Below are 23,958 nucleotides of genomic sequence, written 5' to 3'. Positions count from 1 at the left end.
GGAGGCCCTTCGTAGTTGGTCGATCTTGTACGTGAACAGCTGTTTTGTGAACTTCGCCGTTGGGTCCGAACGGCCCCGGGACAGCGTACGGCACCGGGTATTGATCTTGAAAGGGTCGAAGGTCCGATTCGGCTATATCTGAGGGGACGCTGTGGTAGCTGTGGCCTCTTCGGACGGCGCTGCCGTCGTCTCGGTCGGCTCGACCGTCTCGGTCGGGTCGGGAGAAGGCTCGGTGGACGTCGTCGGCTCCGGGGAGGGTTGCGACGGCGCACTGGTGCTACCACCGGAGCCTCCCCCCGACCCGCTGCTCGGCTCGTCCGGCGGGTTTCGCCGCGACCAACCCGTACTGCTGCTGGTCGGCGCAGTGGTGGTCGAGGTGTTCTTCTCCGTGGTCGTCGACGACTCGGTGGGCGAGGTCTCTGCCACCGTCTGCGGGATGTTCGTGGCCACATACCCGGGCGCCGTGTACTCCGCCTCTTCGATCTCCGCGGTCGTCGAGGTTTCGGTGGTCGCCGAGGGCGTGGGGGTCGTCGACGTCGATCGCGGCAGGAGCGGTGTACCCGTCGGGACGATTGCGCTCGGCACGGTCGAGGTCGGAGGGTTCGCGTTTGCGGTGGACGTGTCGCGCAGCGTGAAGACGAGGACGCCGATGCCGACTATCAAGGCGACTGCTGCGGCCGCGGCCCAGACCCCGAACTTCGATTTCTTCTCGGGATCATCGATGTCGGCGTCCGGACCTGCCGCATCGGTGGACTTGCCGGGAGTCACCTTGGCGGTCGACGCCGCGTTCGCGACGCCGACGCTTTTGCCTGCGTCTGCGGGTGTGGCAACGGGGGGAGCTGTGGGCGTGATCTTGGCGATCACCGCGGTGGTCTCGGGATCCAGGTCGGTGCGCTTCGGGCCGGTCGGGCGAGTGGCAGGAAGCACTTGGGTGGATCCGAGGAGATCCACCGACCCTGCGGCGGCCGCGAGTGCCGCACCGCGAACCATGGTCTGGTGAGGGTCGGGTGCGAGCGCACAGCGCACGCCGAGACCGGCCTTGATCGACTGAGCGACGATCTGCGCGGCGCTCGTATCGACCGTTTCGTCGAGGGTCACGACGATCGCATCGAGATTGGTCACGAGCCAGCCGAACGCTCCGAGTGCCGTCGACAACTGTGCGGAGACCGACGGGGCATCGCCTTCGGCGAAGCGGAATGCCTTACCCGCGACGACACCGGAACGGACGAGCGTGACGGTCGAACCGTGCGGGTCTATGTGGTAGCTCGCAACGAGCCTTCCCGTCTGGTGTGCCACCTGCGACTCGAACCACGCGGCGGCGGCCTCGGCGTCGGAGATCAGCGACACGTGACGCAGGCCCACGTAGTCGAGGGCGTTGCGGAGCAGCGCGACGGTCGAAGGCGGCCAGTCGGTGGGGTGGGAGGCCACGACGGTGTAGTTCGCATCGCCGATCATCGTCCCGGCGTCGGCGATGAGGCATTCCATTGCTGTTGCGACGAGGTCTTCGGCACGGGACAGGGCGCCGTCGTTGGCACGGACCCCGTTGGAGCGGCCCAGCCGATCGACGAAGTCGGTGAAAGAGCTGGTGTTGCCATCGACGACATGGTGTTCGCCCAGCGTGGCGGTGCCGTCGGAGTGCAGATGCACCGCGGTGCGCCGCTCGATGGGGTCCGGGTCCGGCCGTCCGGGGGAGGGGGAAGTGACGGCAACCGACGACACGGTGGTGCCGACCCTCAGGCCTACGCCTACGGACATGCCGAAGTTCCCCCATTCTGGTAGGTCGTGTCACGTCGTCGAACGTCGACGCCGTAGCCCATTGCGCGGAGCATGGACAGTAGCTCGGAGCGGCTTCCGGCGCCGAGGCGACGACGGATCCGGGCGACATGATGTTCCACGGTCTTCGCGGAAATGTACAGGCGATTCCCTACTTCGCGGTAGGTGAGGCCCGAAACTACGAGGTCGGCAACCTCTGCCTCGCGGTCCGACAACGGTCCGCAGGCCGCACGGTCGCTCGATGTGGCCTTTTCCGAGACCTCGTCGGGAGCAGAATCGGGTGGTGACGGCGTCGCACCGGCGGTTTGCCGGACGGTGCGCGCGAGTTGCAGGAGCGCCGTCGCTGTCGAGGTGTCGGATGCCCGGAGCGCGCCTTCGCTCGCGAGCCGTGCGCCGTCCCACGGCAGCCCGATCGTGGCCAGCGCGTGCGCGGCGTCTCGTATCCGTGTGGCGTCGACGTCCCCCTGGAGCACGGTGAGCCATGCGTGTCCGGCGCGGGCGAGCGCTGCTGCATAGGAAGAGGACTCCGCGGCGGCGGCAAGAGCGCGTGCATGGGGGACGAGATCGGCGGGGTGGTTGGCCGTGATCGCGGCCTGGACCCCGTACCAGTGCAGAGCAGCGCCCCACAGTGGGGGCTCGCCGAGTGCGGCGAGCAGATCGTGCGCCTGCGTCACCAGGTGCGCGATCCGGTCGGACTCTCCGGCACGCACACCGGCGAGCCACAACTCGCCGAGTGGGAGCAGGCCGAACAGGTCGACGGAGTATCCGGCGACGACCTCCTGAGCAGCAGCCCATTCGGTGAGCAACGAGCCGAGGTCGCCCGTCCGGCGCGCGAGTCCGACGCGCAGTCCGTACAGAAACAGTCGGTCGCGTGCGCGTACGACCTCTGGTGACACTGCTGCCACTTCGGCCGCCGCGGCAGCCAGGTCTCCTCCCAGTAGTGACGTCCACGCTGTGAGAAGCCGGTGACGCACGGTGGAGTTGTGGGCGAGGACCGCCCGGGCATGGGACAGTTCGCCCGCGTGCAGACACAACAGCGCGGTGACCGCCTCGATACTGTCGGGTTGCATGCGCCCGGGCTGAGCGCCCCGAGTGGCGAGGGCGCGGGTGAGACGGTTCATTGCGATCCGTCCGTCGCCGTTCACCGATTCCCGGAGCCCCGCCTCGAACAATTGCGCGGCCGCTGCCGACGATGTGGGCGCACCGGGCTCGGCGGAACGTAGCAGGGCGGCCGCGTCGGGACGCCCGGCCGCGAGGAGGACTGCCGCGCCGATCGACGCGTCGGGGCCTGCCCGGTCGGGGCCGAGCCATTCGTACAGATCTGCACTGCGACCGAGCATGCCCTGCTGCGCGGCGGCAGTCGCGGCGATGCGGACCGCGCTACGTACGTCGACGACGGGCCGTGACGCCGCGTCGTCGAGGATGCGGTCGGTCAGTCGTTCGACGGTCGCGAGATCGCCGGCGGCGATCGCGGCCTCGGCACGCCGGGTCGCGAGGGTGTCTGCGTCCGCCCCGGTCTCGACCGCGATATCGAGCAGCTTTGCGGCCACCGTGGAGTCTGCTGAATCCGATTGCGCGACCAGATATTCGGACAGGCCTGGTTCGGTGATGCCGGTGGCGGCAAGTCGTACGGCGAGATCGATGGTGAGCGTGCCTTCGCGTGCGCGTACCGCAAGCAGGGCCCGCGCCAGTGCGCGTACTGCGTGAGCTCCCAGCAGGGCGGCGGGTACCCCGGCAGCGCCGGGAAGGAGAGTGTCCCCGAGCAGAAGGCCGCTGGCATGTGCCGCGTCGATGGTGTCGCGTGCCTGCTCGGGGTCGGCCGCGAGGACGGCGGCGAGTTCGGTGGAGTCGAGTTCGATTCCGAGGTCGGCGAGCGCGAGCGCTGAGGCGAGTGCCCGGTCGGCCGCGACACGTTCACGGACCCGGGCCGCGACCGCCTGCCGCGGATCGGCGCCGGAGAGTAACGCCGACAACGCTGCCTCGGCGAGGTCGGGCACGCCACCGGTGAGACGGTGCACCGACTGGATGCTCTCGGACGACTGGCCCTGGCCGAGCGCGGAAGCGCAACCGGCGATTTCACGAGGAGTCCACGGTCGAAGCTCGACAAGTGCCGAACGGGCACTGAACGCCGAAGCCAGGGCACGCAGGTCGACGCGGTGCGCCCGCGGTTCGGTCGCGACGAGAAGCGCGTGAGTGCCGCTCTGCGCGAGAAGGGTGAGGTCTTCGACGGCGTCAGCGGTCAGTGTGTGGGCGTCGTCGACGATCCGCGCGGATCCGGCAATATCGGTGTCACGCAGGGCGGCGAGTATCTCGGACTTGCCGGTCCCCGTCCCGCCGACCAGTAACAGCAGCGGCGGATCGGCTGCGAGCGCACGCGTGACCGCGCGCGGAACGGGGCGCGGACGCCCGAGAAGAGACGACATCGAAGTGTGATCAGTTTCCGAGGAGACCACCGACGACGTTTCCGGTGCCGTCGAGAACGCCGCCGACCACATTGCCCGTGCCGTCGAGGACCTTGCCGACTCCGCTACCGACACCGTCCACGACGGCGCCCGTGCCTTCCCCGGCGCCTTGCAATGCGTCACCGACGCCGCTGCCGTCGGGTTGTGGTGCGGGCTGCGGCGCAGGTTGGGGTGCGGGTGCCGCCGGCACCACCGGAGCGGCGGTGGGAACGGGGACCGGTGCTGCGTCGGTCGGTGCGGGTGCCGGTGCGCCGTCCGTGGCGGTCGCGGGTGTGCCGGCGGGCGGTGCATCCGGTGTGGCGACAGCGTTCGCGGTCGTGGCTGCGCTGGTGGCCCCCGCAGGCACCGCTGTGGCGGATCGACCGGGGTCGCTGATGGTGACGCCGGACGACGGGTCGAGTGCCGGAGCCGACCCGGACGAGGGGGTGTCGGTGGTGCTGGTCGTCGCTGCTTCCCGCACGGTGTTGTTCGTTCCACTGTCGCCGCTGGTCCCGAGGGTGCCGATGGCGAGGCCACCGCCGGCGAGCAGGACGATCGCGGCGGCGGCACTGCCGATGATCGTGGCCCTGCGGGCGCGGGTGCGTATCGGTTCGTTCGGCGCCGGATCGAACACGGCGGGACGGTGCACCCCGGACACGGCGGCGAGCACGACGGTCTCGGCATCGCCATTCGTCATGGGTGCAGGTGTCGGGATCGGGGCCGGGGTCGCGTCTGCAGCGAAGAGCGCTGCGCCGTGCGCAGCAGTGAACGTGGGCTGCGGGGATGCGACGACCGGAAGGCCGAATCGAGACGAAACCAATTCGGCAACAAGGGGTATCGACGCTCCGCCGCCGGTGAGCAACACCCGGCCCACGTCGGAGACATCGATTCCGGCGGCACGCAGGGCGTCGTGCACCGTCTCGATCGAGGCCTCCAGCGGTCCGCGCGCGAGCTCCTCGAATTCGTCGCGTACCACCCGCACGCTCTGCTGGACGCCGGGTAGGTCGATCGTGACGGTGGTTTCGGTGTCGGACGAGAGCGCTTCCTTCGCGGCGCGGCAGTTCCGGCGCAGATCGGCCAGAGAGGCCACCGTCGCCGGTGCGAGGAGGTCGGTTTCGGGTAGTGCGTCGCGTACCTGGTCGAGTACGTGCGTGGTGAGTGCGTGATCGAGCTGGTCGCCGGAGACCTCGACGTTCACCACCGGCCGGCCCAGGACCGCGGGAGCATTGCCACCGCGGAGCACCGCAACGTCGAGGGTTCGAGCCCCAAGGTCGTACACGACGGTGACATCGTCATCGACGAGTGCCTCCCGCACGCCGTCGAGCCACCGCACGGCCGCAACCGGCTCGGCGACGAGGGTTGCGCTCACCCCCGCGCGGTCGAGCGCGGCTTCCAAGGAAGCGACCGAGTGCTCCGTCCACGCGGCCGGGTACGTCAGCGTGGTCGCCGGCGTCGGCGCATCCGGATCCACCGCGTCGCGCAGGAGGCACGTGACAGCGGTCGCGGTGAGGTCTTCGCCCAGGTACGCCTCGCCGTCTTCCGTGAGGATTCCGACGGGATCGCCGACGCGTGCCGTGAACCCGGTCAGGGCCCGCGGCCCCGGGCCGGTGAGGTGACCGAGATACGGGGCGCCGTCGGTGGGCAGATGCAGTTCCGTCGCGCGGACCAGCACAGCCGGTGTCCGATGGCCGGCCGACTCGTGCACGGTGAGCGCCACCGCGTTCGCCGACCCCAGCGTGACGCCGAGTCCTGATGCCATGCGCATACTCCTGCTCCGGGCGGAGGCCACCTCCGACGTGGGTGCAGGGAACCTGCACGTATCTCGGCTCCTATGTCGTTCGCCGCGGCCGTGTTGTTAGCGGCAACCGTTCGGAAGGGGTGAATCCCCTAACGCGCCGCGATCCCCCAACCGCTCGGGCGCCGAAGGTAGGGGGCGTGGACCCCTTGGGCGCCGGGGTCGGGGTTCGTAGCGTCGAAGGCAGATTCGACAACCCAGGAGAGACGCGATGTCCAATGCAGTGCTCGACTTCATCCTCGATCTGTTCCGCGACGAGAACGAACTTGCTCGTTACTGTGCGAACCCGGAGGCCGTGCTCGCCGAGGCAGGACTGAACGATGTCTGCCACGCCGACATCGTTGCCGTCGCGCCGCTCGTCGCCGATACCGGACTGTTCGCAGGATCGACGGCGGATCTGACCGCCGCACTGAACGGTGCCGTAGGTGCTGGGGGTGCGCTGGCGAGTTCAGCGGGCCTTGCGGGTGGCGGTGCGCTCGGACTCGGCGGAGCTGCCGGACTCGGCCTCGGCGTGAGCCTCGGTGCCGGACACGCCGGGGGAGTCACAGCCGGGGCGGACGCAAGTACAGGTCTCGACGTGGACCTGTCGAGCGCGCTCGGCGCCGCGCTCGAAATCGGTGGTGACCTCGACGCGGGCATCGGCCTCGTGACAGGCCTGGGTGCGTCGCTGTCCGCATTGCTCGGCGCCGGAGGTGAGACCGCAGGAGACCTGGGCGCTGCGCTCGGAACGGTAATCGAAAGCGGTGCCGACGGTGGGTTCGTGGGCGGCATCGATCTCGGTGGCCTCCTCTCGGGCTCGGGGGAGACGGACCTCGATCTCGGCACGGTTGTCGGTGGCGTACTCGGCGGCGCGCTCGGGTTGGACACAACGGCGACGATGGAGCTGTCCGCGGCACTGGGCGGTGCACTCGACGCAGGGGCGGGCGCAGGCGCAGACCTCGGTGCGACCGCAGGCGGGGACCTGTCGGCGGTGCTCGGCTCGGCATTCTCCGCAGGCGGAGAAGCCGGTGCCCACCTCGGTGCGCAGCTCGGGGGTGCGCTCGAGACCGGGGGTGTGTCGCTCGAATCGAACGGCGACCTCGCGACCGGGATCGCCACCACGATCGGCACCGGAGTCGGAGCGGGAGCCGACGCGACAGGTCAGCTCGGTTACGCCCTCGACGGAGCGCTCGATGCGGGTGCAGGTCTCGTGGCCGGCGTCGGTGGTGGCATCGCGACCGGAATCGACGGCGGGCTCGGGGCAGGCGTGGGCCAGGGAACAGATCCGGCAGGTGGGCTCGGTACCGCGGTCGAGGGCGCAGGCGATGTCGGCGCAGATCTTTGGGGCGAGCTGTCGGGCGGACTCGAGTCGGCCGCCGACCTCGACGGCACCGCGACCGGGACGCTCGGCGGCGCCGTCGACGGGGCTGCGAGTGGTTGGTCGTCGCTGGACGGCGACGTGTTCGGTGCGGCCCAAGGCGCCGGTGGACTGTTCGGTTCCGGCGACCTCGTGGCCGACAGCGGCCTCGGCGGTGGCCTGTTCGGAACCATCGGTGCCGACCCGGCAGAGACGGTGGCCGGCGACCCGGCAGCACTGGACGACCCGATGCCCTGATCCGTCATGCGGCTCCGGCCATAATGGCCGGAGCCGGCCTTCACGACAGAAAGCGTGCGACACCTCGCTATGTCACTCTCACCCGCAGATGCCGCTACCCGCCGCGCGGCGCTTGTCGATCTCATCGACGAGACGATTGTGTCGGCACGTGCCGCCGATCGAGTCGACCTCGTTGCGCGGCTCGCTGCCGCCCGTACCCGGGTGGCCGACCCGAGGTTGCGTGTCGTCGTGGTCGGTCCGCTGAACCAGGGCAAGAGCCGATTCGTCAATGCGCTGCTGGGAGTCGATGTGTGCTCCGTCGGAGACGACGAGACCACCGCGGTCCCGACGCTCGTGCAGCACGGCGACCGCCCTCGCGCCGACCTCGTGCTCGCCGGGGACGGCGCGGAGCGCATCGAGATCCCACCGGGCGATCTCGCCCGCATCACCCCGGCAACCCCCTGTGCCGACGGACGAACCGTGCAGCGACTCGAGGTCAGCGCGCCCAGCCCACTGCTGGCCGACGGACTGGTCTTCGTCGACACCCCCGGTGTGGGCCGTCATGGAAACCCGCACACCGCAGCAACATTGACCTTGATTGCAAGTGCCGACGCGGTCTTCGTCGTCTCCGACGCCAGTCAGGAGTTCACCGCCCCGGAGATGTCGTTCCTGCGTCAGGTGCACACGCTGTGCCCGGCGTCGGCGGTGCTGCTCACCAAGACCGACCTGTATCCGCACGGGCGTCGGATTCTCGACGCCGACCGGGCACATCTGCAGGATGCGGGTCTCGACGTGCCGCTCGTGCCGGTGTCGTCGCTGTTGCGCGAGTACGCCCTCCGCACCGACGATGCGTCGCTGAATGCCGAATCGGGGTTCTCCGCGGTGTACGACTTCCTGCGTGAACGCGTGGTGGAGCGCAATGCCGACGCGGCTCGGGTGTCGGTCGCGCGCGACGTGAAGCGCGTGATCGAGCATCTCACGCTCGGTGTCCGGAGCGAACTCACCGCGCTCCGTGATCCGGAAGCCGGCGTCGCTGCTGTCGAGGATCTGCAGCGTGCCAAGACAGCGGCCGAGACGTTGCGGACACGCGCCGCGCGCTGGCAGATCACGCTCGCCGACGGCATCGCCGACCTGGCCGCGGACGTCGACCACGATCTGCGCGACCGGCTGCGGAGCGTCACTCGAGCAGCGGAGGAGTCCGTCGACGAATGCGATCCCGGCCGCGAATGGCCCAGGCTCGGTCAGTGGCTCGGAGAGCAGGTCGCCGAATCGGTGGGGGACAACTTCGTATGGGCGCACGAACGGGCGCTGGCGTTGGCAGGCACCGTCGGCGAGCACTTCGCTCTCGACGACGCGCGGCTGCCTGAGCTGCGCCTCGGTGACCTGTCGGGGTTGCTCGCACCCGTCGGCGACCTGTCGGATCTCGAATCGGGACGTATCGGTGTCGGACAGAAGGTGCTCGTCGGGATGAAGGGTTCGTACGGTGGTGTGCTCATGTTCGGGCTGGTGACCACTTTGATGGGAATGGCGCTCGTCAACCCGATCTCGGTTGGTGCCGGAGTGGTGTTGGGCACCAAGGCATATCGTGACGACAAGCAGGCGCGTGTCGCCAAGCGGCGGGCCGACGCGAAGATCGCCATCCGAAAGTTCACCGATGACGTCAGTTTCCAGGTGGGCAAGGAATCGAAAGATCGGTTGCGGGTCATTCAGCGGCAGTTGCGAGATCACTTCACGGATATCGCCGACCAGACCCTTCGCTCGTTGTCGGAATCGATGACGGTTGCGCAGGACGCCGCGAACGTAGAACAGCAGGAACGGCACCGGCGGGCCGCGGACCTCGAGCGTCAGGTGACCGAACTGACCGGGATGCGCGACCGGATGGCCCGTTTCGCCGAGGCGCAGGCGTGAACGCGGCACTCGACCGCGCGCGCGGTCTCGTCGACGCTGCCCGCGCACGATACGGCGCAGACCCAGCGGTGGCCGAGTCGATCTCCGCCTGTGCGCACCGGCTCGATCAACCGCTGCGCGTGGCTCTTGCAGGGTCGCTGAAGGCGGGGAAGTCGACTCTGCTCAACGCGCTTGTGGGACAAGATATTGCACCCACCGACGCGACGGAGTGCACGCGCGTCGTGACGTGGTACCGGAACGGTCCCACCCCGACGGTGACCGCCTGGTACGACGGCGGAAGCACGTTCGGTGTGCCGGTGCAGCGGCATGATCGCCGGCTCACTTTCGACCTCGGTCCGCTCACGGCGGACCGCGTCGACCACATCGACGTGCAATGGCCTGCCAGCGCGCTCGCGCACACCACGCTCGTCGATACTCCCGGCACGTCGTCGCTGTCGCGGGACGTCTCGGCGCGCACCCTGGCTCTGCTGGCGCCCGACGATGCTGCGTCCGGCGCCGATGCGGTGGTCTATCTCATGCGCACCCTCGGTGCCGCCGACGTCGACTTCCTCGACCGGATCGGCAGGCACGTGGGTGGTGAATCCGGTCCCCTCGGGGTGATCGGTGTCGTGTCGCGGGCCGACGAGGTGGGGGCAGGGCGCGCCGACGCCATGGCCTCCGCGCGAGATGTCGCGTCGCGACTGACGGGTGAGCTCGAGCGAACAGGGTCGTGTCAGGCGGTCGTTCCCGTTGCCGGCCTCCTCGCGCTGGCTGCGCGCACGCTCCGGCAGGCCGAGTTCGCGGCGTTCGAGGCGCTTGCGCAGGTGCCGGGGGAGCAGCTGCACATCGCGATGCTCTCCGCCGACCGGTTCTCACGACCCGACATCGAGCTCCCAGTTGCCCCTGCGATGCGCGCGCAGCTGGCAGATCGTTTCGGGCTCTTCGGTATCCGGATGGCCGTCGCGCTCGTGCAGCTCGGGATCCGTGATTCGTCGTCCCTTGCTGCCGAGCTTGTGGCCCGCAGCGGCCTGGACGAACTGCGCCAGGTGATCGACGTGCAGTTCGGTCAGCGGGCAGATCAGCTCAAGGCACACTCGGCGTTGCTCGCGCTCGACAAGGTGGTGCGCACATTCGGGGACCGGGACCTGCGTGCGGCGGTGCAGCGGGAACTGGCCGACGGGCACGGATTCGCCGAGTTGCGGCTCCTCGGCCGTCTGCGGTCGGCGCGCCTGTCGCTGGGCGATGACGACCTGGCAGACCTGCAACGCCTGATCGGGGGTTTCGGGATCGAGGCGACGCAGCGGCTCGGATTGCCCGGTGACGCGTCGCCCGCCCGGATTCGAGAAGCAGGTGTTGCTGCGGTCCGGCGGTGGCGTCAGTACGCCGAGCATCCGCTGCTCGATCCGGCGACCGCCCGGGCGGGGGCGGTGGCGGCGCGCAGCGCGGAGGGGATTCTCACCACGAAGGCAAACGAAGCGCGGTCCTCGTAGAAGCGGAGCAACGGACGGATACACACCTTCGCGGAGGTTGTATCCGTCCGTTGCTGTGGTGATCACCGTCGACGTGCCCTGCTTGCCGCGTCGATCAGACGTGCGCGCACCGCGTCGAACTCGAACAACTCTCCCCACGTCCATCGCACGACCTCGTAGCCGAGTGCTCGGATCGCGTCCTCGCGGAGCTTCTCGCGATGGATGGTGTCAGCGGTCGCGGGTGAGGTGGACACACTTCGGGTCGACGCCCCACAGATCGAACCCGTGCAGGACGGCAGCCGAGATGTGGCTGATCGCTTCGTCGTCGGAGAGGGTGCCTCGGAGGGCGGTCAGGCGGGCACGGTGCCTGTGGACAACCGCGATTGCAGCGCCTCCGGACAGATACCGCGGGTCGAAAATGGTGTATTGGTCCGCATCTCTTGCAAACAATAGTGATCTGCATCACATCAGGAACATATTCTCGATACTTGCCGTTGGACCCATCAGACAACTTGAGCGCATATGACTCAACTTGCTTGACAGGCACGTGGATGCAGGTGCAAAGTCGAGTCGACCGCGCTCAGTGTGAGTCGGGCAGGCTCAGGTTGAGCAAGGAACATCTCGAAGCATTTGGAGGAAATCATGGCTCGTGCGGTCGGTATCGACCTCGGGACCACCAACTCGGTCGTCTCCGTTCTGGAGGGCGGCGAACCCGTCGTGGTCGCCAACGCTGAAGGTTCACGCACCACCCCGTCGGTTGTTGCGTTCGCCAAGAACGGCGAAGTTCTGGTGGGCCAGCCCGCCAAGAACCAGGCAGTCACCAACGTCGACCGCACGATCCGCTCGGTCAAGCGCCACATCGGCACCGACTGGACCGTCGCGATCGACGACAAGAAGTACACCTCGCAGGAGATCAGCGCTCGCACGCTGATGAAGCTCAAGCGCGACGCCGAGGCGTACCTGGGTGAGGACATCACCGACGCGGTCATCACGGTGCCCGCGTACTTCAACGACTCGCAGCGTCAGGCGACGAAGGAAGCCGGCACCATCGCAGGCCTCAACGTCCTGCGCATCGTCAACGAGCCCACCGCAGCCGCGCTTGCCTACGGTCTCGACAAGGGCGAGAAGGAACAGACCATCCTCGTCTTCGACCTCGGCGGCGGCACGTTCGACGTGTCCCTCCTGGAGATCGGCGACGGTGTCGTCGAGGTGCGCGCCACCTCCGGCGACAACCACCTCGGTGGCGACGACTGGGACGAGCGTGTCGTGAGCTGGCTCGTCGACAAGTTCAAGTCGCAGCACGGCGTCGACCTGACCAAGGACAAGATGGCCCTGCAGCGTCTGCGTGAGGCTGCGGAGAAGGCGAAGATCGAGCTGTCGAGCTCGCAGTCGACGTCCATCAACCTGCCGTACATCACGGTCGACGCAGACAAGAACCCGCTGTTCCTCGACGAGCAGCTGACCCGCTCGGAGTTCCAGAAGATCACCAACGATCTCCTCGAGCGCACCCGCGCGCCGTTCCAGCAGGTCGTCAAGGATGCAGGTATCGCTGTCGGCGACATCGACCACGTCGTGCTCGTCGGTGGCTCCACCCGTATGCCCGCCGTCACCGACCTGGTGCGCGAGCTCACCGGTGGCCGCGAGCCCAACAAGGGTGTCAACCCCGACGAGGTCGTGGCCGTGGGCGCTGCCCTGCAGGCCGGTGTCCTCAAGGGTGAGGTCAAGGACGTCCTGCTGCTCGACGTCACCCCGCTGTCGCTGGGTATCGAGACCAAGGGCGGCGTGATGACCAAGCTCATCGAACGCAACACCACGATCCCGACCAAGCGGTCGGAGACCTTCACCACGGCCGACGACAATCAGCCGTCCGTGCAGATCCAGGTCTTCCAGGGTGAGCGCGAGATTGCAGCGCACAACAAGCTGCTCGGCTCGTTCGAGCTCGGCGGTATCGCGCCGGCCCCGCGCGGTGTGCCGCAGATCGAGGTGACCTTCGACATCGACGCCAACGGCATCGTGCACGTCACCGCCCGCGACAAGGGCACCGGCAAGGAGAACACGATCAAGATCCAGGACGGCTCCGGCCTGTCCCAGGAGGAGATCGACCGGATGGTCAAGGACGCCGAGGCTCACGCCGAGGAAGACAAGACCCGTCGCGAGGAGGCCGAGGTTCGCAACCAGGCCGAGTCCCTCGTGCACCAGACCGAGAAGTTCATCAAGGACAACGAGGAGAAGGTGCCTGCGGACGTCAAGGAGAAGGTCGAGGCTGCCATCAAGGAAGCCAACGACGCGCTCGCCGGTTCCGACATCGCCGCGGTGAAGACTGCCGTCGAAAAGCTCGCGACCGAGTCGCAGGCTCTCGGCCAGGCCATCTACGAGGCGCAGGGCGCAGAAGGTGCAGCCGGTGACGGTGCAGCCGCCGGAGCCGACGACGTCGTCGACGCCGAAGTGGTCGACGAGCCCAACGACACGGAGAAGAAGTGACGTCGAGTACCCCCGAGCAGGAGCCGGTCACTGTCACCGACAAGCGACGGATAGACCCCGAGACCTTCGAGGTTCGTGATTCCGAACCTCTCGAAGGCGACGTGGTCGAGCCGGCTCCCGACTCGGAGGGCGACACAGAAGCGTCCACCGAGGCATCGGCGGAGACTCCGGAGTCGGACGAGCTCGCCGAGCGCACTGCGGATCTGCAGCGTGTCACGGCCGAATACGCCAACTACCGGCGGCGGTCCGACGCCCAGCGCACGGCAGCGGTGGAGGAAGCCAAGGCCTCGGTCGCGGCGAAGTTCCTCGATGTGCTCGACGATCTCGACCGTGCACGAGCACACGGCGATCTCGAGTCGGGCCCCCTGAAGGCCATGTCCGACAAGTTGACCACCGTGTTCGACTCACTCGGGCTGGCCGGATTCGGAGTCGAAGGCGACCCCTTCGACCCCGAACTCCACGAGGCGGTCCAGATGGAGGGCGACGGCAACCATCCTGTTCTCGGGACGGTCCTGCGCAAGGGCTACCGCTACAACGAGCGGATCCTGCGACACGCGATGGTGACCGTGACCGACGGAGATCCGTCGGACACACCGCAAGATAAGCCGTCGGACGAGTCCGGCGCAGAGTAAGAACAACAACAACGGAAGGAGGAGGCGCCCAGTGAGCCAACGGGAGTGGATCGAGAAGGACTTCTACAAGGATCTGGGCGTTTCCTCGTCCGCATCGGCCGACGAGATCAAGAAGGCCTACCGCAAGCTGGCACGGGACCTACATCCCGATGCCAACCCCGGCGACTCCGCCGCCGAGGAACGTTTCAAAGCGGTCAGCGAAGCCAATGCTGTGCTGTCCGACCCTGCCAAACGCAAGGAATACGACGAAACCCGTCGCCTGTACGCCTCGGGAGGCTTCCCCGGTGGCGGCTTCCAGCCCGGCGGCGGCGGATTCTCCGGAAGCAGCACCTTCGACCTCGGAGACCTGTTCGGGGGAGGCGCGGCAGGCGACGGTGGGCTCGGCGACCTCTTCGGCGGCATGTTCAATCGCGGGGGAGGCGCTGGCGGGGCAACCCGGTCGCGTCCGCGTCGCGGCAGCGATGTCGAGACCGAGACCACCCTCGACTTCCGTGACGCCGTGCTCGGCGTAACGGTTCCGCTGCGCATGACCAGTCCCGCGCCGTGCACCACGTGTCACGGTAGCGGCGCAGAACCGGGCACGAGCCCGCGTGTCTGCCCGCGCTGCAACGGAAGTGGCATCGTCTCGCGCAACCAGGGCGCATTCGGTTTCTCGGAACCGTGCGACGACTGCCGCGGCAGCGGCTCGATCATCGACAATCCGTGCCACGACTGCCACGGATCCGGCGTGCAGAACCGCACACGGACGATCACCGTCCGCGTTCCCGCGGGCGTGAAGGACGGATCCAAGATCCGTCTCGCCGGGCAGGGCGAGGCCGGACTGCGTGGCGCTCCTTCGGGCGACCTGTTCGTCACCGTGCACGTGCGCTCCGACAAGGTGTTCGGTCGCGAAGGCGACGACCTGACACTCGTACTTCCCGTCAGCTACGGCGAACTCGTGTTGGGCGGCACCGTGTCCGTGCCGACACTGGAAGGTCGTGTCGGGCTGAAGATTCCGCCTGGCACCGCAGACGGACGAGTCATGCGCGTCCGCGGGCGCGGTGTCGCCAAGCGTGGCGGCGGCTCGGGCGATCTGCTGGTGACCCTCAAGGTGGCGATCCCGCAGAACCTCGACGACAAGGCGACCGAGGCGCTGCGCGCATATCTTCAGGCCGAAGAGGCCGGTGGATTCGATCCGCGTGAAGGATGGGCAGGTGCACGATGAGCGAGACACCAGGTTTCCGTAACCCGCCGGACCCGGATGCACGTGTCTATGTCATCTCGGTCGCGGCCGAACTCGCAGGAATGCACGCGCAGACGCTGCGAAACTACGACCGGCTCGGACTGGTGACCCCACACCGCACCAGCGGTGGCGGTCGCCGGTATTCGCCGCGCGACGTCGAACTGCTTCGTGAAGTGCAGCGACTCTCGCAGGACGAGGGTGTCAGCCTCGCAGGCATCAAACGGATCATCGAACTGACCAATCAGGTCGAGGCGCTGCAGCAGCGGGTCGCGGAGATGTCGGTGGAGGTCGCCCGGCTCCGCTCCGCACGACGCGAACTGGTTCCCATCCCGCGCAGCAATGCACTGGTGGTGTGGAAGCCGCGCGGACAGCGCGACTGATGACCGTATCCGCTGCCACGTCAGTCTCCCGATCAGCGGAATCCCACGACCGGAAAGCTTTCCACGCGGGCACACTGTGGCGTGTTCCACAGTACCGATCAGCGGAAGGCATCAAGCATGGTGGATTGGGCGGAAGAAACCGACGTACTCGTCGTCGGATCGGGAGCCGGAGGCGCCTGCGGCGCCTACACGGCAGCACGTGAAGGACTGTCGGTCACCCTCGTCGAAGCGTCCGAGTACTTCGGCGGCACCACCGCCTACTCCGGGGGCGGAGGCGTCTGGTTCCCCACCAATGCCGTGCTGAAGCGCGCCGGCGACGACGACACCATCGAGGATGCACTCGAGTACTACCACGCCGTCGTCGGCGACCGGACGCCCCAGGAATTGCAGGACGCGTACGTCCGCGGCGGCGCACCTCTGATCGACTACCTCGAGACCGACGACGACCTCGCGTTCATGCCGTACCCCTGGCCGGACTACTTCGGCAAGGCACCCAAGGCGCGCGCCGGAGGACGTCACATCGTGCCGACGCCGCTGCCGATCGCCGACGACCCGGAACTCAACGAGTCGGTCCGTGGCCCGCTCGGCCGCGAACGCAACGGCGAAGCGCTACCCGACATGCTGATCGGCGGCCGCGCCCTGATCGGCAGGTTCCTCATCGCGCTGCGCAAGTACCCGAACGTCCAGTTGCATCGCAACACCCCGCTCGAAGAACTCGTCGTCGAGGACGGGGCCGTGGTCGGTGCGATCGTCTCGAATGGTGACGAGCGTCGCGCGATCCGTGCGCGCAAGGGCGTCGTCCTCGCGGCCGGCGGTTTCGACCAGAACGACGAGATGCGCAGCAAGTACGGTGTTCCTGGCGCGGCCCGCGACTCGATGGGTCCGTGGTCGAACCTGGGCAAGGCACACCAGGCCGGTATTGCGGTCGGTTCCGACGTCGACCTCATGGGCGAAGCGTGGTGGTCTCCCGGACTGACGCACCCGGACGGACGCTCCGCGTTCGCGTTGTGCTTCACCGGTGGCATCTTCGTCGACCAGGACGGAAAGCGCTTCACCAACGAGTACGCCCCCTACGACAGGCTGGGTCGCGAGGTCATCGACCGCATGGAAAGCGGCGACATGACGCTGCCGTTCTGGATGATCTACGACGACAGCCGCGGGCCGGTGCCCCCTGTCGGGGCGACCAACGTTCCGTTGTCGGAGACCGAGGAGTACGTCGAGAAGGGCCTGTGGAAGACGGCCGACACCCTCGCCGGCCTCGCCGAGCAGATCGGTGTTCCGGCGGCAGCGCTCGAAGCGACGGTCGCGCGGTTCAACGAACTCGTGGTCAAGGGCGTCGACGAGGACTTCGGCCGCGGTGACGAACCCTACGACCTCGCCTTCACCGGCGGCGGTTCGGCGCTGGTCCCCATCGAGAAGGGCCCGTTCCACGCGGCACAGTTCGGTATTTCCGACCTCGGCACCAAGGGCGGACTGAAGACGGACACCGTTGGGCGAGTTCTCGACACCGAGGGCACCCCGATCGCCGGCCTGTATGCGGCAGGCAACACGATGGCGGCGCCGAGCGGCACCGTCTACCCCGGTGGCGGCAACCCGATCGGCACGAGCGCATTGTTCGCGCATCTGGCCGTGAAGGACGCTGCGACCCGCTGACCTACGAAAGAGAATGTGGCCGAACGTTGCTCGCCTCATGGGGAGCGGCGTTCGGCCACATGCGGATTCAGGGGCGGCTGACTGTGTAGGTCACCTTCATGAAGGGAAAGCCCGTCCCCACGTGCGACGCGATGGAGTAACCGTGCCGGTTCGGTCCGTCGATCCGCGTGCCGTCTGCATTCGCAGGACCGGTGCCGTAATTGTTCGACATCAGCGCGACGTGCCCGTCGCCCGGCATCGTGTAGGTCACCTGGATTCCGAGCCCGCGCCGATCCGTAGCGACAGCACTGATCGTCTCGGTCGCATGTGCTGCAATCACCGTGGCGGGTTTGTCGACCCACCGCCCGTACTCGTTGCTGTCGCCGGAGTAGATCATCGGCGCGTCACTGGTGTTCGTGACGGTCATGACGATGGTGGGGCCGTCGTCGGGAAGTCCATCGGCACCCGCGGTCGCGGGCGCGGTGAGGGTCGCGGCGGCGAATACGGCGGCGGCAATGACGCGGGTGCGAAGTTTCATCGTGCTCCTGCGGGGTCTCGGTGCCTACTGCGAATGGCCGGCTGGCCGCCAAATTGTACCCACGAGTAGATGTCGACGCGATTACCTTCCCATTCCCGATTCCCTCCCCTGTAGGGCCGAATGTCACCTTCGGCTACTCGAGGTGCATAAAGGTGACATTCGGTCAATGGTCAGGCGGGGACCAGCCCGCTGACCTGCGCGACCAGTTCGAGCGACCGCAGCCACGCCGCACGACCCGGTGCCGACGACACGACGATCAGTTCGTCGGCCTGCGCGCGCTCGGTGAACCGGTCGAGGTAGTCACGCACGTCGTCGGCGGTACCGACGGCGGTGTAGCGCAGCATCGTGAGCACCTGCATTCCGGCGGGGGAATCGAGCAGCATGTCGATCTCCTCGTCGGTGAAGGTGCGGCCGCGCCCCACCATCTGCACGACGCGCTGACGCTTGGTCTGCTCGAACAGCTCCGCGGCCTCGTCGGCAGTGTCGGCTGCGATGACGCCGACACCCGCGATCACGTGCGGTTCGGGATGCTGCTCCGACGGCTGGTACTCGTTCCGGTACAGCTGCACCGCCTCTTCGAGGGATTGCGGCGCGAAGTGCGACGCGAACGCGTACGGCAGACCGAGCAGCGCGGCGAGCTTCGCACCGAACAGGGACGATCCGAGAATGTAGAGCGGCACGTCGGTGCCCTTGCCGGGGATCGCGTCGACGCCGGGGATGCGGGAATCACCACGTAGATAAGCTTGGAGTTCGAGCACGTCCTGCGGAAAGCTGTCGGCCGACGACGGGTCGCGGCGCAGCGCCCTCATCGTCTTCTGGTCGCTGCCGGGTGCGCGACCGAGACCGAGGTCGATACGCCCCGGGTGCAGTGTTTCGAGGGTGCCGAACTGTTCGGCGATGGTGAGCGGCGAATGGTTGGGGAGCATGATGCCGCCCGCGCCGAGCCGGATCGTCGAGGTGTGTGCGGCGACGTGCGCGATCAGCACACCGGTCGCCGACGACGCGATCGTCGGCATGTTGTGGTGCTCGGCATACCAGATCCGTCGGTAACCCCACTCCTCGGCGAGCTGGGCCATCTTCACGCTCGCCTCGAAGCTGTCGCGTGCGGATTCGCCCTTGCCGATGTGTGCCAGATCGAGGATGGAGAGGGGAACGGTCACCGAGAGATCCTTCGCGTCGGGGCCCGGCACCGGCCGCCGGGCACACCTTCGGTGCAACCCGTTCCCGGCGACCGCTATTCCGCCTCGTGTGTCACATGTGCTCGAATGTGCCGTAATTGCCGCGGTAGAACAGCAGCGGGCTGTTCGGGTCCAGGGTGGTCAAGCCGGTGACGCGGGCGACGACGATGGTGTGGTCGCCTGCGTCGTGCTCGGATTCGACGACGGCCTCCACGCGAGCGAGGGCACCGTCGATGGCGGGCGCACCGTTGTCACCGGGAGACCAGCGGACACCGCGGAACTTGTTTCCGCCGCTCGTCGCGAACGCCCCGCACAGCGTGCGCTGGCTCTCGGCGAGCACGTTGATGGCGAGTGTGCCGACCTCACGGATCTTGGGCCAGGTCGTCGAGGTGCGAGCCGGGCAGAACGACACCAGCGGTGGTTCCAGCGACACCGACGTGAAGGACTGGCACGCGAAACCCAGTGGCTCGTCACCGTCGAGGGCGGTGATCACGGTGACCCCCGTGCAGAAGTTACCCATCACATCGCGCATCGTGCGTGGATCCAGCACTGCATGTTCCGCGGTCATACTCAGCTCCGTTTCCGAGATCGTCGTTCCTCCAGTGTCCGGTACTCGATCGACACGCGTGGATGGGGCTCCCGATCAGTGGTCGGACACGGCGTAAAATACCGGCCTCTCGCTCAACGGGAAACTGTATCCGTGCGGGGATCGGGTCGTCGTAGCGTCGCGCACATGTCAACAACCGAGAGCATCCCGTCTGCGGATACTGTCCGCGCCACCATCGCCGGATACATGGCCGCGTTGGAGTCGGGCGTGTCGGCGACGATCGCCGCACTGTACGCCGACGATGCGACCCTCGAGGATCCGGTCGGCTCCGGGACGAAGGTGGGCAGCGAGGCCATCGCGCAGCACTACAGCGCGCTCGACGGCACCCGACAGAAGGCCGAGTTGCTGACCTTGAAGATCAGCGGGGCGAGCGCAGCCTTCCACTTCCGTGTCACCACCCCGATGGGCGACAAGGTCTACGAGGCCGAACCGATCGATGTGATGACCGTCGACGAGTCCGGTCGCATCACCTCGATGCGTGCCTATTGGTCGCCTGAGGACATGAAGGTGCTGTGATGCCTGAAACCGAGTTGACGCTCACGGCGGCCGAGCAGGCGATGGCGATCGAGGAGATCAAGCGGGTGTTCGCCGCTCGGCTCCGGGTGATGGACAACAAGCAGTGGGAGCTCTACCCCACCCTGCACACCGAGGACGTCGTCAGTGAGACGTTCCGCCTCGAAGGCGGCGACCACAGTCACCTGCCGCCCGCGGAGCGTCCCGGCGCAGTCGTGGGCCGCGAGCCGCTCAAGAACATGATCCAGCAGTTCCTCGACGGCGAGATCACCGTGACCTCGGCCCACCACGGCCACAACCCCGAGATCACGCTCACCTCCGACACCACCGCGACCGGCATCTGGGCGATGGAGGACGTGCTGTGGTGGACCAACGGCGACGTGGAGGAGCACCTGCACGGCTGGGGTCACTACCACGAGGAATACCGCAGGGTGGACGGGACGTGGCTGATCAGCTATCGCAACCTCACGCGTCTTCGCGTCGATCACACACCGGCGTTCTATTCGTATCGAGGGAGATGACCGCCACTGTTGTCGGCGACGAAACGGGGGCAGGGCAGTGCGCTGCACTGCCCGCGCGGACCGAGGAGTTCGGGATCGAATATCGGCGCGAGTGTTGCGCTGTGGGGCATCCCGGTGGTCGGGATCATCCGTTCCGATGGTGAAGTGGCTGGCCTAGCGTCTTCCAACACGTTGTGACACTCAGGTACAAGGAGAATTCTCGATGGTGAAACGCGCCGTACCGCCCCTGACTCCCGCCCGCGACACCACCGTCGACCTGCTCGTGATCGGCGCGGGCACGGGCATGGCTGCGGCCCTGGCGGCGAACGAGCGTGGCCTGTCGTCGCTCATCGTGGAAAAGACCGAGTACGTGGGTGGCTCCACGGCCCGATCGGGCGGTGCGTTCTGGATGCCCGCCAACCCGGTCCTGAAGCAAGCACGCACCGGCGACACGGAAGAGCGCGGTCGCACCTACGTGCGCTCGGTGGTCGACGGCACCGCGCCGGTCGAGCGCGGCGACGCATTCGTCGACAACGGCGCCGAGACTGTCGCGATGCTGCAGCGCACCACGCCGATGAAGTTCTTCTGGGCCGAGGGCTACTCGGACTACCATCCGGAGCGTCCCGGTGGTGCTGCGGTCGGCCGCACCTGCGAGTGCAAGCCCTTCGATCTCTCCCAGCTGGGTGCGGAACGGGGCCGGTTGCGTCCCGGTCTGATGGACGCGGGCCTGCCGATGCCCACGACGGGCGCCGACTACAAGTGGATGAACCTGATGGCGAGGATGCCCGTCAAGGGCTTCTCGCGGATCTTCCGTCGCCTCGCGCAGGGTGTCGCCGGACTCGCGCTCAAGCGCGAATACGTCGCGGGTGGTCAGGCGATCGCGGCCGGTCTTTTCGCGGGTGTGCTGAACGCGAAGATCCCGGTGTGGACCGAGACGTCGCTGGTGCGGCTAGTCAAGGACGGCGATCGGGTGACCGGTGCGGTTCTCGAGCAGAATGGCCGTGAGGTGACGGTGACCGCACGCCGCGGTGTCGTCCTCGCGGCAGGCGGCTTCGATCACGACATGGAGTGGCGTCACAAGTTCCAGTCGGAGTCGCTCGTCGCGGGCGAGAGCCTCGGCGCCGAAGGCAACACCGGCGACGCCATCAAGGTCGCGCAGGAGATCGGCGCCGATGTCGACCTCATGGACCAGGCGTGGTGGTTCCCGGCTGTCGCCCCGGCCAAGCAGGGCAGGCCGCCGCTGGTGATGCTCGCGGAGCGTTCGCTTCCGGGGTCGTTCATCGTCGATCAGACCGGTCGCCGCTTCACCAACGAGTCGTCGGACTACATGTCTTTCGGGCAGCTGGTTCTCGAGCGAGAGCGCGCGGGGGATCCGATCGAGTCGATGTGGATCGTGTTCGACCAGAAGTACCGCAACAGCTATGTATTCGCGGCGGGACTGATGCCACGCCAGCCGATTCCGGGTTCGTGGTTCAAGGCCGGTATCGCGCACAGTGGTGCGTCGGCGGCCGAGCTTGCAGAATCGATGGGCGTACCCGTCGACGCGTTCACCGAGCAGTTCCGCCGGTTCAACGACGACGCCGCAGCAGGCACGGACGCAGAATTCTCCCGCGGCGGGAGCGCTTACGATCGCTACTACGGTGATCCGACGATCGAGCCCAACCCGAACCTGCGACCGCTCGATCATGGCCCGTACTTCGCCGTGAAGATGACACTCAGCGACCTCGGCACCTGCGGTGGTCTGCGCGCCGACGAGCGCGGCCGTGTGCTGCGTGAGGACGGCGACGTGATCGACGGCCTGTACGCGATCGGCAACACCGCCGCCAACGCGTTCGGAAACCGTTACCCGGGTGCAGGTGCCACGATCGGCCAAGGACTCGTGTACGGCTACATCGCGGCACACGACGCCGCCGACTCGAAGGTCGCTCGCTGACAGTGCTGGGCATGGACCGGGTCGCCATCGCGGACAGTCTGTTCGCGTTGGCGACCTGTCTCGATGAGAAGGACTGGGTGACGCTCGCTGCGTCGCTCACGGACGACACGCAGTCGTACGGTGTTGTCGGTGTTGCGGAAACTGTTGCACGCGTCCGGTATTGCCTCGACGCGTGCGGTCTCACCCAACACTTGATCGGCAACGTCCGGATCGAGCAGGACGGACGCGACGTCGCGGTACGCAGTAGTTTCCGGGCGTTCCACGCCGGGATCGGCGACCTGACCGGTGCCACCTACGAATGCCTGGGTGACTACGACGACCGGTGGCGTCGCACTGCTGATGGGTGGCGGCTTGCGGCGCGCACCGTCCGAATCCGCGGTGAACTCGGCGATCGTAGCGTGATCGGCCTGTAGCCGATCACGCCGCGACCGAAGGATCAGTACGGGTCGAAGCGGATGTTCTCGATGGGAGTACCCGACTCGGTGAGCCGCTGCACCGTCGTCTGCACCATGGCGCCGGGTCCGCAGACGAGCACCTGGTGATCGCCGAATGCCCCGTATGACGTGACAATCTCGTCGAGGCGGCCCTCGAGCAGTTCGTCGGGATCGGCGCCGATATCGCCGATGCGGGAGAGGATCCGCTGGTGCCACGGGTCGGGTACCGACGGGTCTTCGACGGATTCGACGACGGGGACCACCGTCAGCCACGGCAGCGCCTCACTGATGAGCGAGAGCATGTCCGCGGCGTACAGATCGCGGGGCGCCCGCGCGCCGACGAACAGGAACGTGCGAGGAGGATTTTCGCGTCGGGCCGCGTCGAGGATCAACGCGCGCATCGGCGCCAGGCCGGTTCCTGCGGCGATCATGATGGCGATACGTCCAGTGTCGTCGAGATGGAGATCCCCGCCGCGGGGTGAGGTGATGCTCCATACGTCGCCCGGCTGGGTGTCGGAGACGATGGCGCCGCTGACCCAGCCGCCGGGGACGGTACGGACGTGGAATTCGAGCTTGCCGTCCATCGATGGTGGCAGCGCGGGGGATAGGCGTCGCGGCAGATTCGGGCGTTGGGGAACCGTCACGTCGACGTACTGGCCCGCACGGAACGGCACCATGCTGTCGGTGCATTCGAGTCGGATGACGGCGAGATCGTGTCGGAGGCGGTGGTGCTCGACGACGGTCGCCGACACGGCGATCTCGGTTTCGGACGCTGGCGACGTGGCCGACTGCATGTGGGAATCCTCTTGGGTGGTGGGCGCGTGGTGGTGCGGAGGGCTCGGTGCTGCCTAGAACTCTAGGCGAGAATTCGGACAGGTCACAGAGTGGAACATGTTTCAGTTTTTGGCCTCGAGCAGTTATCGTGACGGACAGCATGTGATGGTCGCCATAACGACCTCTCGGCCATCGC

20 protein-coding genes are annotated in these 23,958 nt (G+C 67.5%); 12 read left to right on the top strand and 8 right to left on the bottom strand.

What is annotated here, in order from left to right:
• Positions 1-132: 132 nt before the first annotated feature.
• From MWU77_RS06445 to MWU77_RS06435, 3 genes are read right to left on the bottom strand one after another with little or no spacing between them, the layout of a single operon-like run.
• Positions 133-1,755 carry a hypothetical protein gene (locus MWU77_RS06445; protein ID WP_247273205.1) on the bottom strand — a complete coding sequence of 541 codons (1,623 nt, stop codon included), beginning with the start codon at positions 1,753-1,755 and terminating at the stop codon, positions 133-135.
• Positions 1,746-4,196 (bottom strand): LuxR C-terminal-related transcriptional regulator, encoded by a 2,451-nt coding sequence (locus MWU77_RS06440; RefSeq protein WP_169687080.1) that lies wholly within the window; start codon positions 4,194-4,196, stop codon positions 1,746-1,748. Before MWU77_RS06440 ends, MWU77_RS06445 begins: the two co-directional genes overlap by 10 nt.
• Positions 4,197-4,206: 10 nt before the next feature.
• Positions 4,207-5,973, bottom strand: coding sequence for an Hsp70 family protein (locus MWU77_RS06435; protein WP_169687079.1), 1,767 nt, complete (start codon positions 5,971-5,973; stop codon positions 4,207-4,209).
• 247 nt (positions 5,974-6,220) lie between these two features.
• On the opposite strand from MWU77_RS06435, the gene MWU77_RS06430 reads away from it, so the two are divergent.
• The 3 genes from MWU77_RS06430 to MWU77_RS06420 all read left to right on the top strand — a co-directional run bounded on the left by MWU77_RS06430 (position 6,221) and on the right by MWU77_RS06420 (position 10,959).
• Positions 6,221-7,603, top strand: a complete 1,383-nt coding sequence (locus MWU77_RS06430) for an IniB N-terminal domain-containing protein (protein ID WP_247273204.1) — start codon at positions 6,221-6,223, stop codon at positions 7,601-7,603.
• Positions 7,604-7,672: 69 nt separating this feature from the next.
• Entirely contained in the window at positions 7,673-9,490 is a 1,818-nt protein-coding gene (locus tag MWU77_RS06425; RefSeq protein ID WP_247273203.1) for a dynamin family protein, read from the top strand.
• On the top strand, positions 9,487-10,959 hold the full coding sequence (locus MWU77_RS06420; RefSeq protein WP_169687076.1) for a dynamin family protein: 1,473 nt from the start codon (positions 9,487-9,489) through the stop codon (positions 10,957-10,959). Before MWU77_RS06425 ends, MWU77_RS06420 begins: the two co-directional genes overlap by 4 nt.
• A 62-nt stretch (positions 10,960-11,021) precedes the next feature.
• On the opposite strand, the gene MWU77_RS06415 is transcribed toward MWU77_RS06420, so the two are convergent.
• Positions 11,022-11,192: a hypothetical protein gene (locus MWU77_RS06415; protein ID WP_169686882.1), complete on the bottom strand. Its 171-nt coding sequence runs from the start codon at positions 11,190-11,192 to the stop codon at positions 11,022-11,024.
• 388 nt (positions 11,193-11,580) lie between these two features.
• Between MWU77_RS06415 and dnaK the strand changes: the two genes are divergently transcribed.
• The 5 genes from dnaK (at position 11,581) to MWU77_RS06390 (ending at position 17,306) form a co-directional block, all read left to right on the top strand.
• Entirely contained in the window at positions 11,581-13,419 is a 1,839-nt protein-coding gene (gene dnaK, locus MWU77_RS06410; RefSeq protein WP_169687075.1) for a molecular chaperone DnaK, read from the top strand.
• Complete coding sequence (grpE, locus tag MWU77_RS06405) at positions 13,416-14,051, top strand: nucleotide exchange factor GrpE (protein WP_169687074.1); 636 nt, start codon at positions 13,416-13,418, stop codon at positions 14,049-14,051. The genes dnaK and grpE overlap by 4 nt, the downstream gene beginning before the upstream one ends.
• A gap of 31 nt (positions 14,052-14,082) precedes the next feature.
• Positions 14,083-15,255: a molecular chaperone DnaJ gene (gene dnaJ / locus MWU77_RS06400; RefSeq protein WP_169687073.1), complete on the top strand. Its 1,173-nt coding sequence runs from the start codon at positions 14,083-14,085 to the stop codon at positions 15,253-15,255.
• Positions 15,252-15,653 (top strand): heat shock protein transcriptional repressor HspR, encoded by a 402-nt coding sequence (locus MWU77_RS06395; protein WP_169687072.1) that lies wholly within the window; start codon positions 15,252-15,254, stop codon positions 15,651-15,653. Before dnaJ ends, MWU77_RS06395 begins: the two co-directional genes overlap by 4 nt.
• A 117-nt stretch (positions 15,654-15,770) precedes the next feature.
• Positions 15,771-17,306 carry an FAD-binding protein gene (locus tag MWU77_RS06390; RefSeq protein WP_169687071.1) on the top strand — a complete coding sequence of 512 codons (1,536 nt, stop codon included), beginning with the start codon at positions 15,771-15,773 and terminating at the stop codon, positions 17,304-17,306.
• Between the two features lie 67 nt (positions 17,307-17,373).
• On the opposite strand, the gene MWU77_RS06385 is transcribed toward MWU77_RS06390, so the two are convergent.
• The 3 genes from MWU77_RS06385 to MWU77_RS06375 all read right to left on the bottom strand — a co-directional run bounded on the left by MWU77_RS06385 (position 17,374) and on the right by MWU77_RS06375 (position 19,569).
• The gene (locus tag MWU77_RS06385) at positions 17,374-17,823 is read right to left on the bottom strand and encodes a hypothetical protein (RefSeq protein WP_169687070.1); all 450 of its coding nucleotides are present in this window, start codon (positions 17,821-17,823) and stop codon (positions 17,374-17,376) included.
• 170 nt (positions 17,824-17,993) lie between these two features.
• Positions 17,994-18,983, bottom strand: coding sequence for an LLM class flavin-dependent oxidoreductase (locus MWU77_RS06380; RefSeq protein ID WP_169687069.1), 990 nt, complete (start codon positions 18,981-18,983; stop codon positions 17,994-17,996).
• A 91-nt stretch (positions 18,984-19,074) separates the two neighbouring features.
• Positions 19,075-19,569: a flavin reductase family protein gene (locus tag MWU77_RS06375; RefSeq protein ID WP_169687068.1), complete on the bottom strand. Its 495-nt coding sequence runs from the start codon at positions 19,567-19,569 to the stop codon at positions 19,075-19,077.
• 165 nt (positions 19,570-19,734) lie between these two features.
• Here MWU77_RS06375 and MWU77_RS06370 point away from each other — a divergent pair, with 165 nt between their 5' ends.
• The 4 genes from MWU77_RS06370 to MWU77_RS06355 all read left to right on the top strand — a co-directional run bounded on the left by MWU77_RS06370 (position 19,735) and on the right by MWU77_RS06355 (position 22,967).
• Entirely contained in the window at positions 19,735-20,124 is a 390-nt protein-coding gene (locus MWU77_RS06370; protein ID WP_169687067.1) for a nuclear transport factor 2 family protein, read from the top strand.
• Positions 20,124-20,642 (top strand): nuclear transport factor 2 family protein, encoded by a 519-nt coding sequence (locus tag MWU77_RS06365; RefSeq protein WP_169687066.1) that lies wholly within the window; start codon positions 20,124-20,126, stop codon positions 20,640-20,642. The genes MWU77_RS06370 and MWU77_RS06365 overlap by 1 nt, the downstream gene beginning before the upstream one ends.
• A 202-nt stretch (positions 20,643-20,844) precedes the next feature.
• Complete coding sequence (locus MWU77_RS06360; protein WP_247273202.1) at positions 20,845-22,554, top strand: 3-ketosteroid-delta-1-dehydrogenase; 1,710 nt, start codon at positions 20,845-20,847, stop codon at positions 22,552-22,554.
• Between the two features lie 11 nt (positions 22,555-22,565).
• Positions 22,566-22,967: a nuclear transport factor 2 family protein gene (locus MWU77_RS06355; RefSeq protein WP_247273201.1), complete on the top strand. Its 402-nt coding sequence runs from the start codon at positions 22,566-22,568 to the stop codon at positions 22,965-22,967.
• 23 nt (positions 22,968-22,990) lie between these two features.
• On the opposite strand, the gene MWU77_RS06350 is transcribed toward MWU77_RS06355, so the two are convergent.
• The gene (locus tag MWU77_RS06350) at positions 22,991-23,782 is read right to left on the bottom strand and encodes an FAD-binding oxidoreductase (protein ID WP_247273200.1); all 792 of its coding nucleotides are present in this window, start codon (positions 23,780-23,782) and stop codon (positions 22,991-22,993) included.
• Positions 23,783-23,958: the final 176 nt, after the last annotated feature.

The organism is Rhodococcus sp. F64268 (assembly GCF_023015605.1).
Taxonomy (GTDB): Bacteria; Actinomycetota; Actinomycetes; order Mycobacteriales; family Mycobacteriaceae; genus Rhodococcus.
The sequence above is the reverse complement of the archived record's forward strand: the minus strand, read 5'-3'. Positions and strand labels throughout refer to the sequence as shown.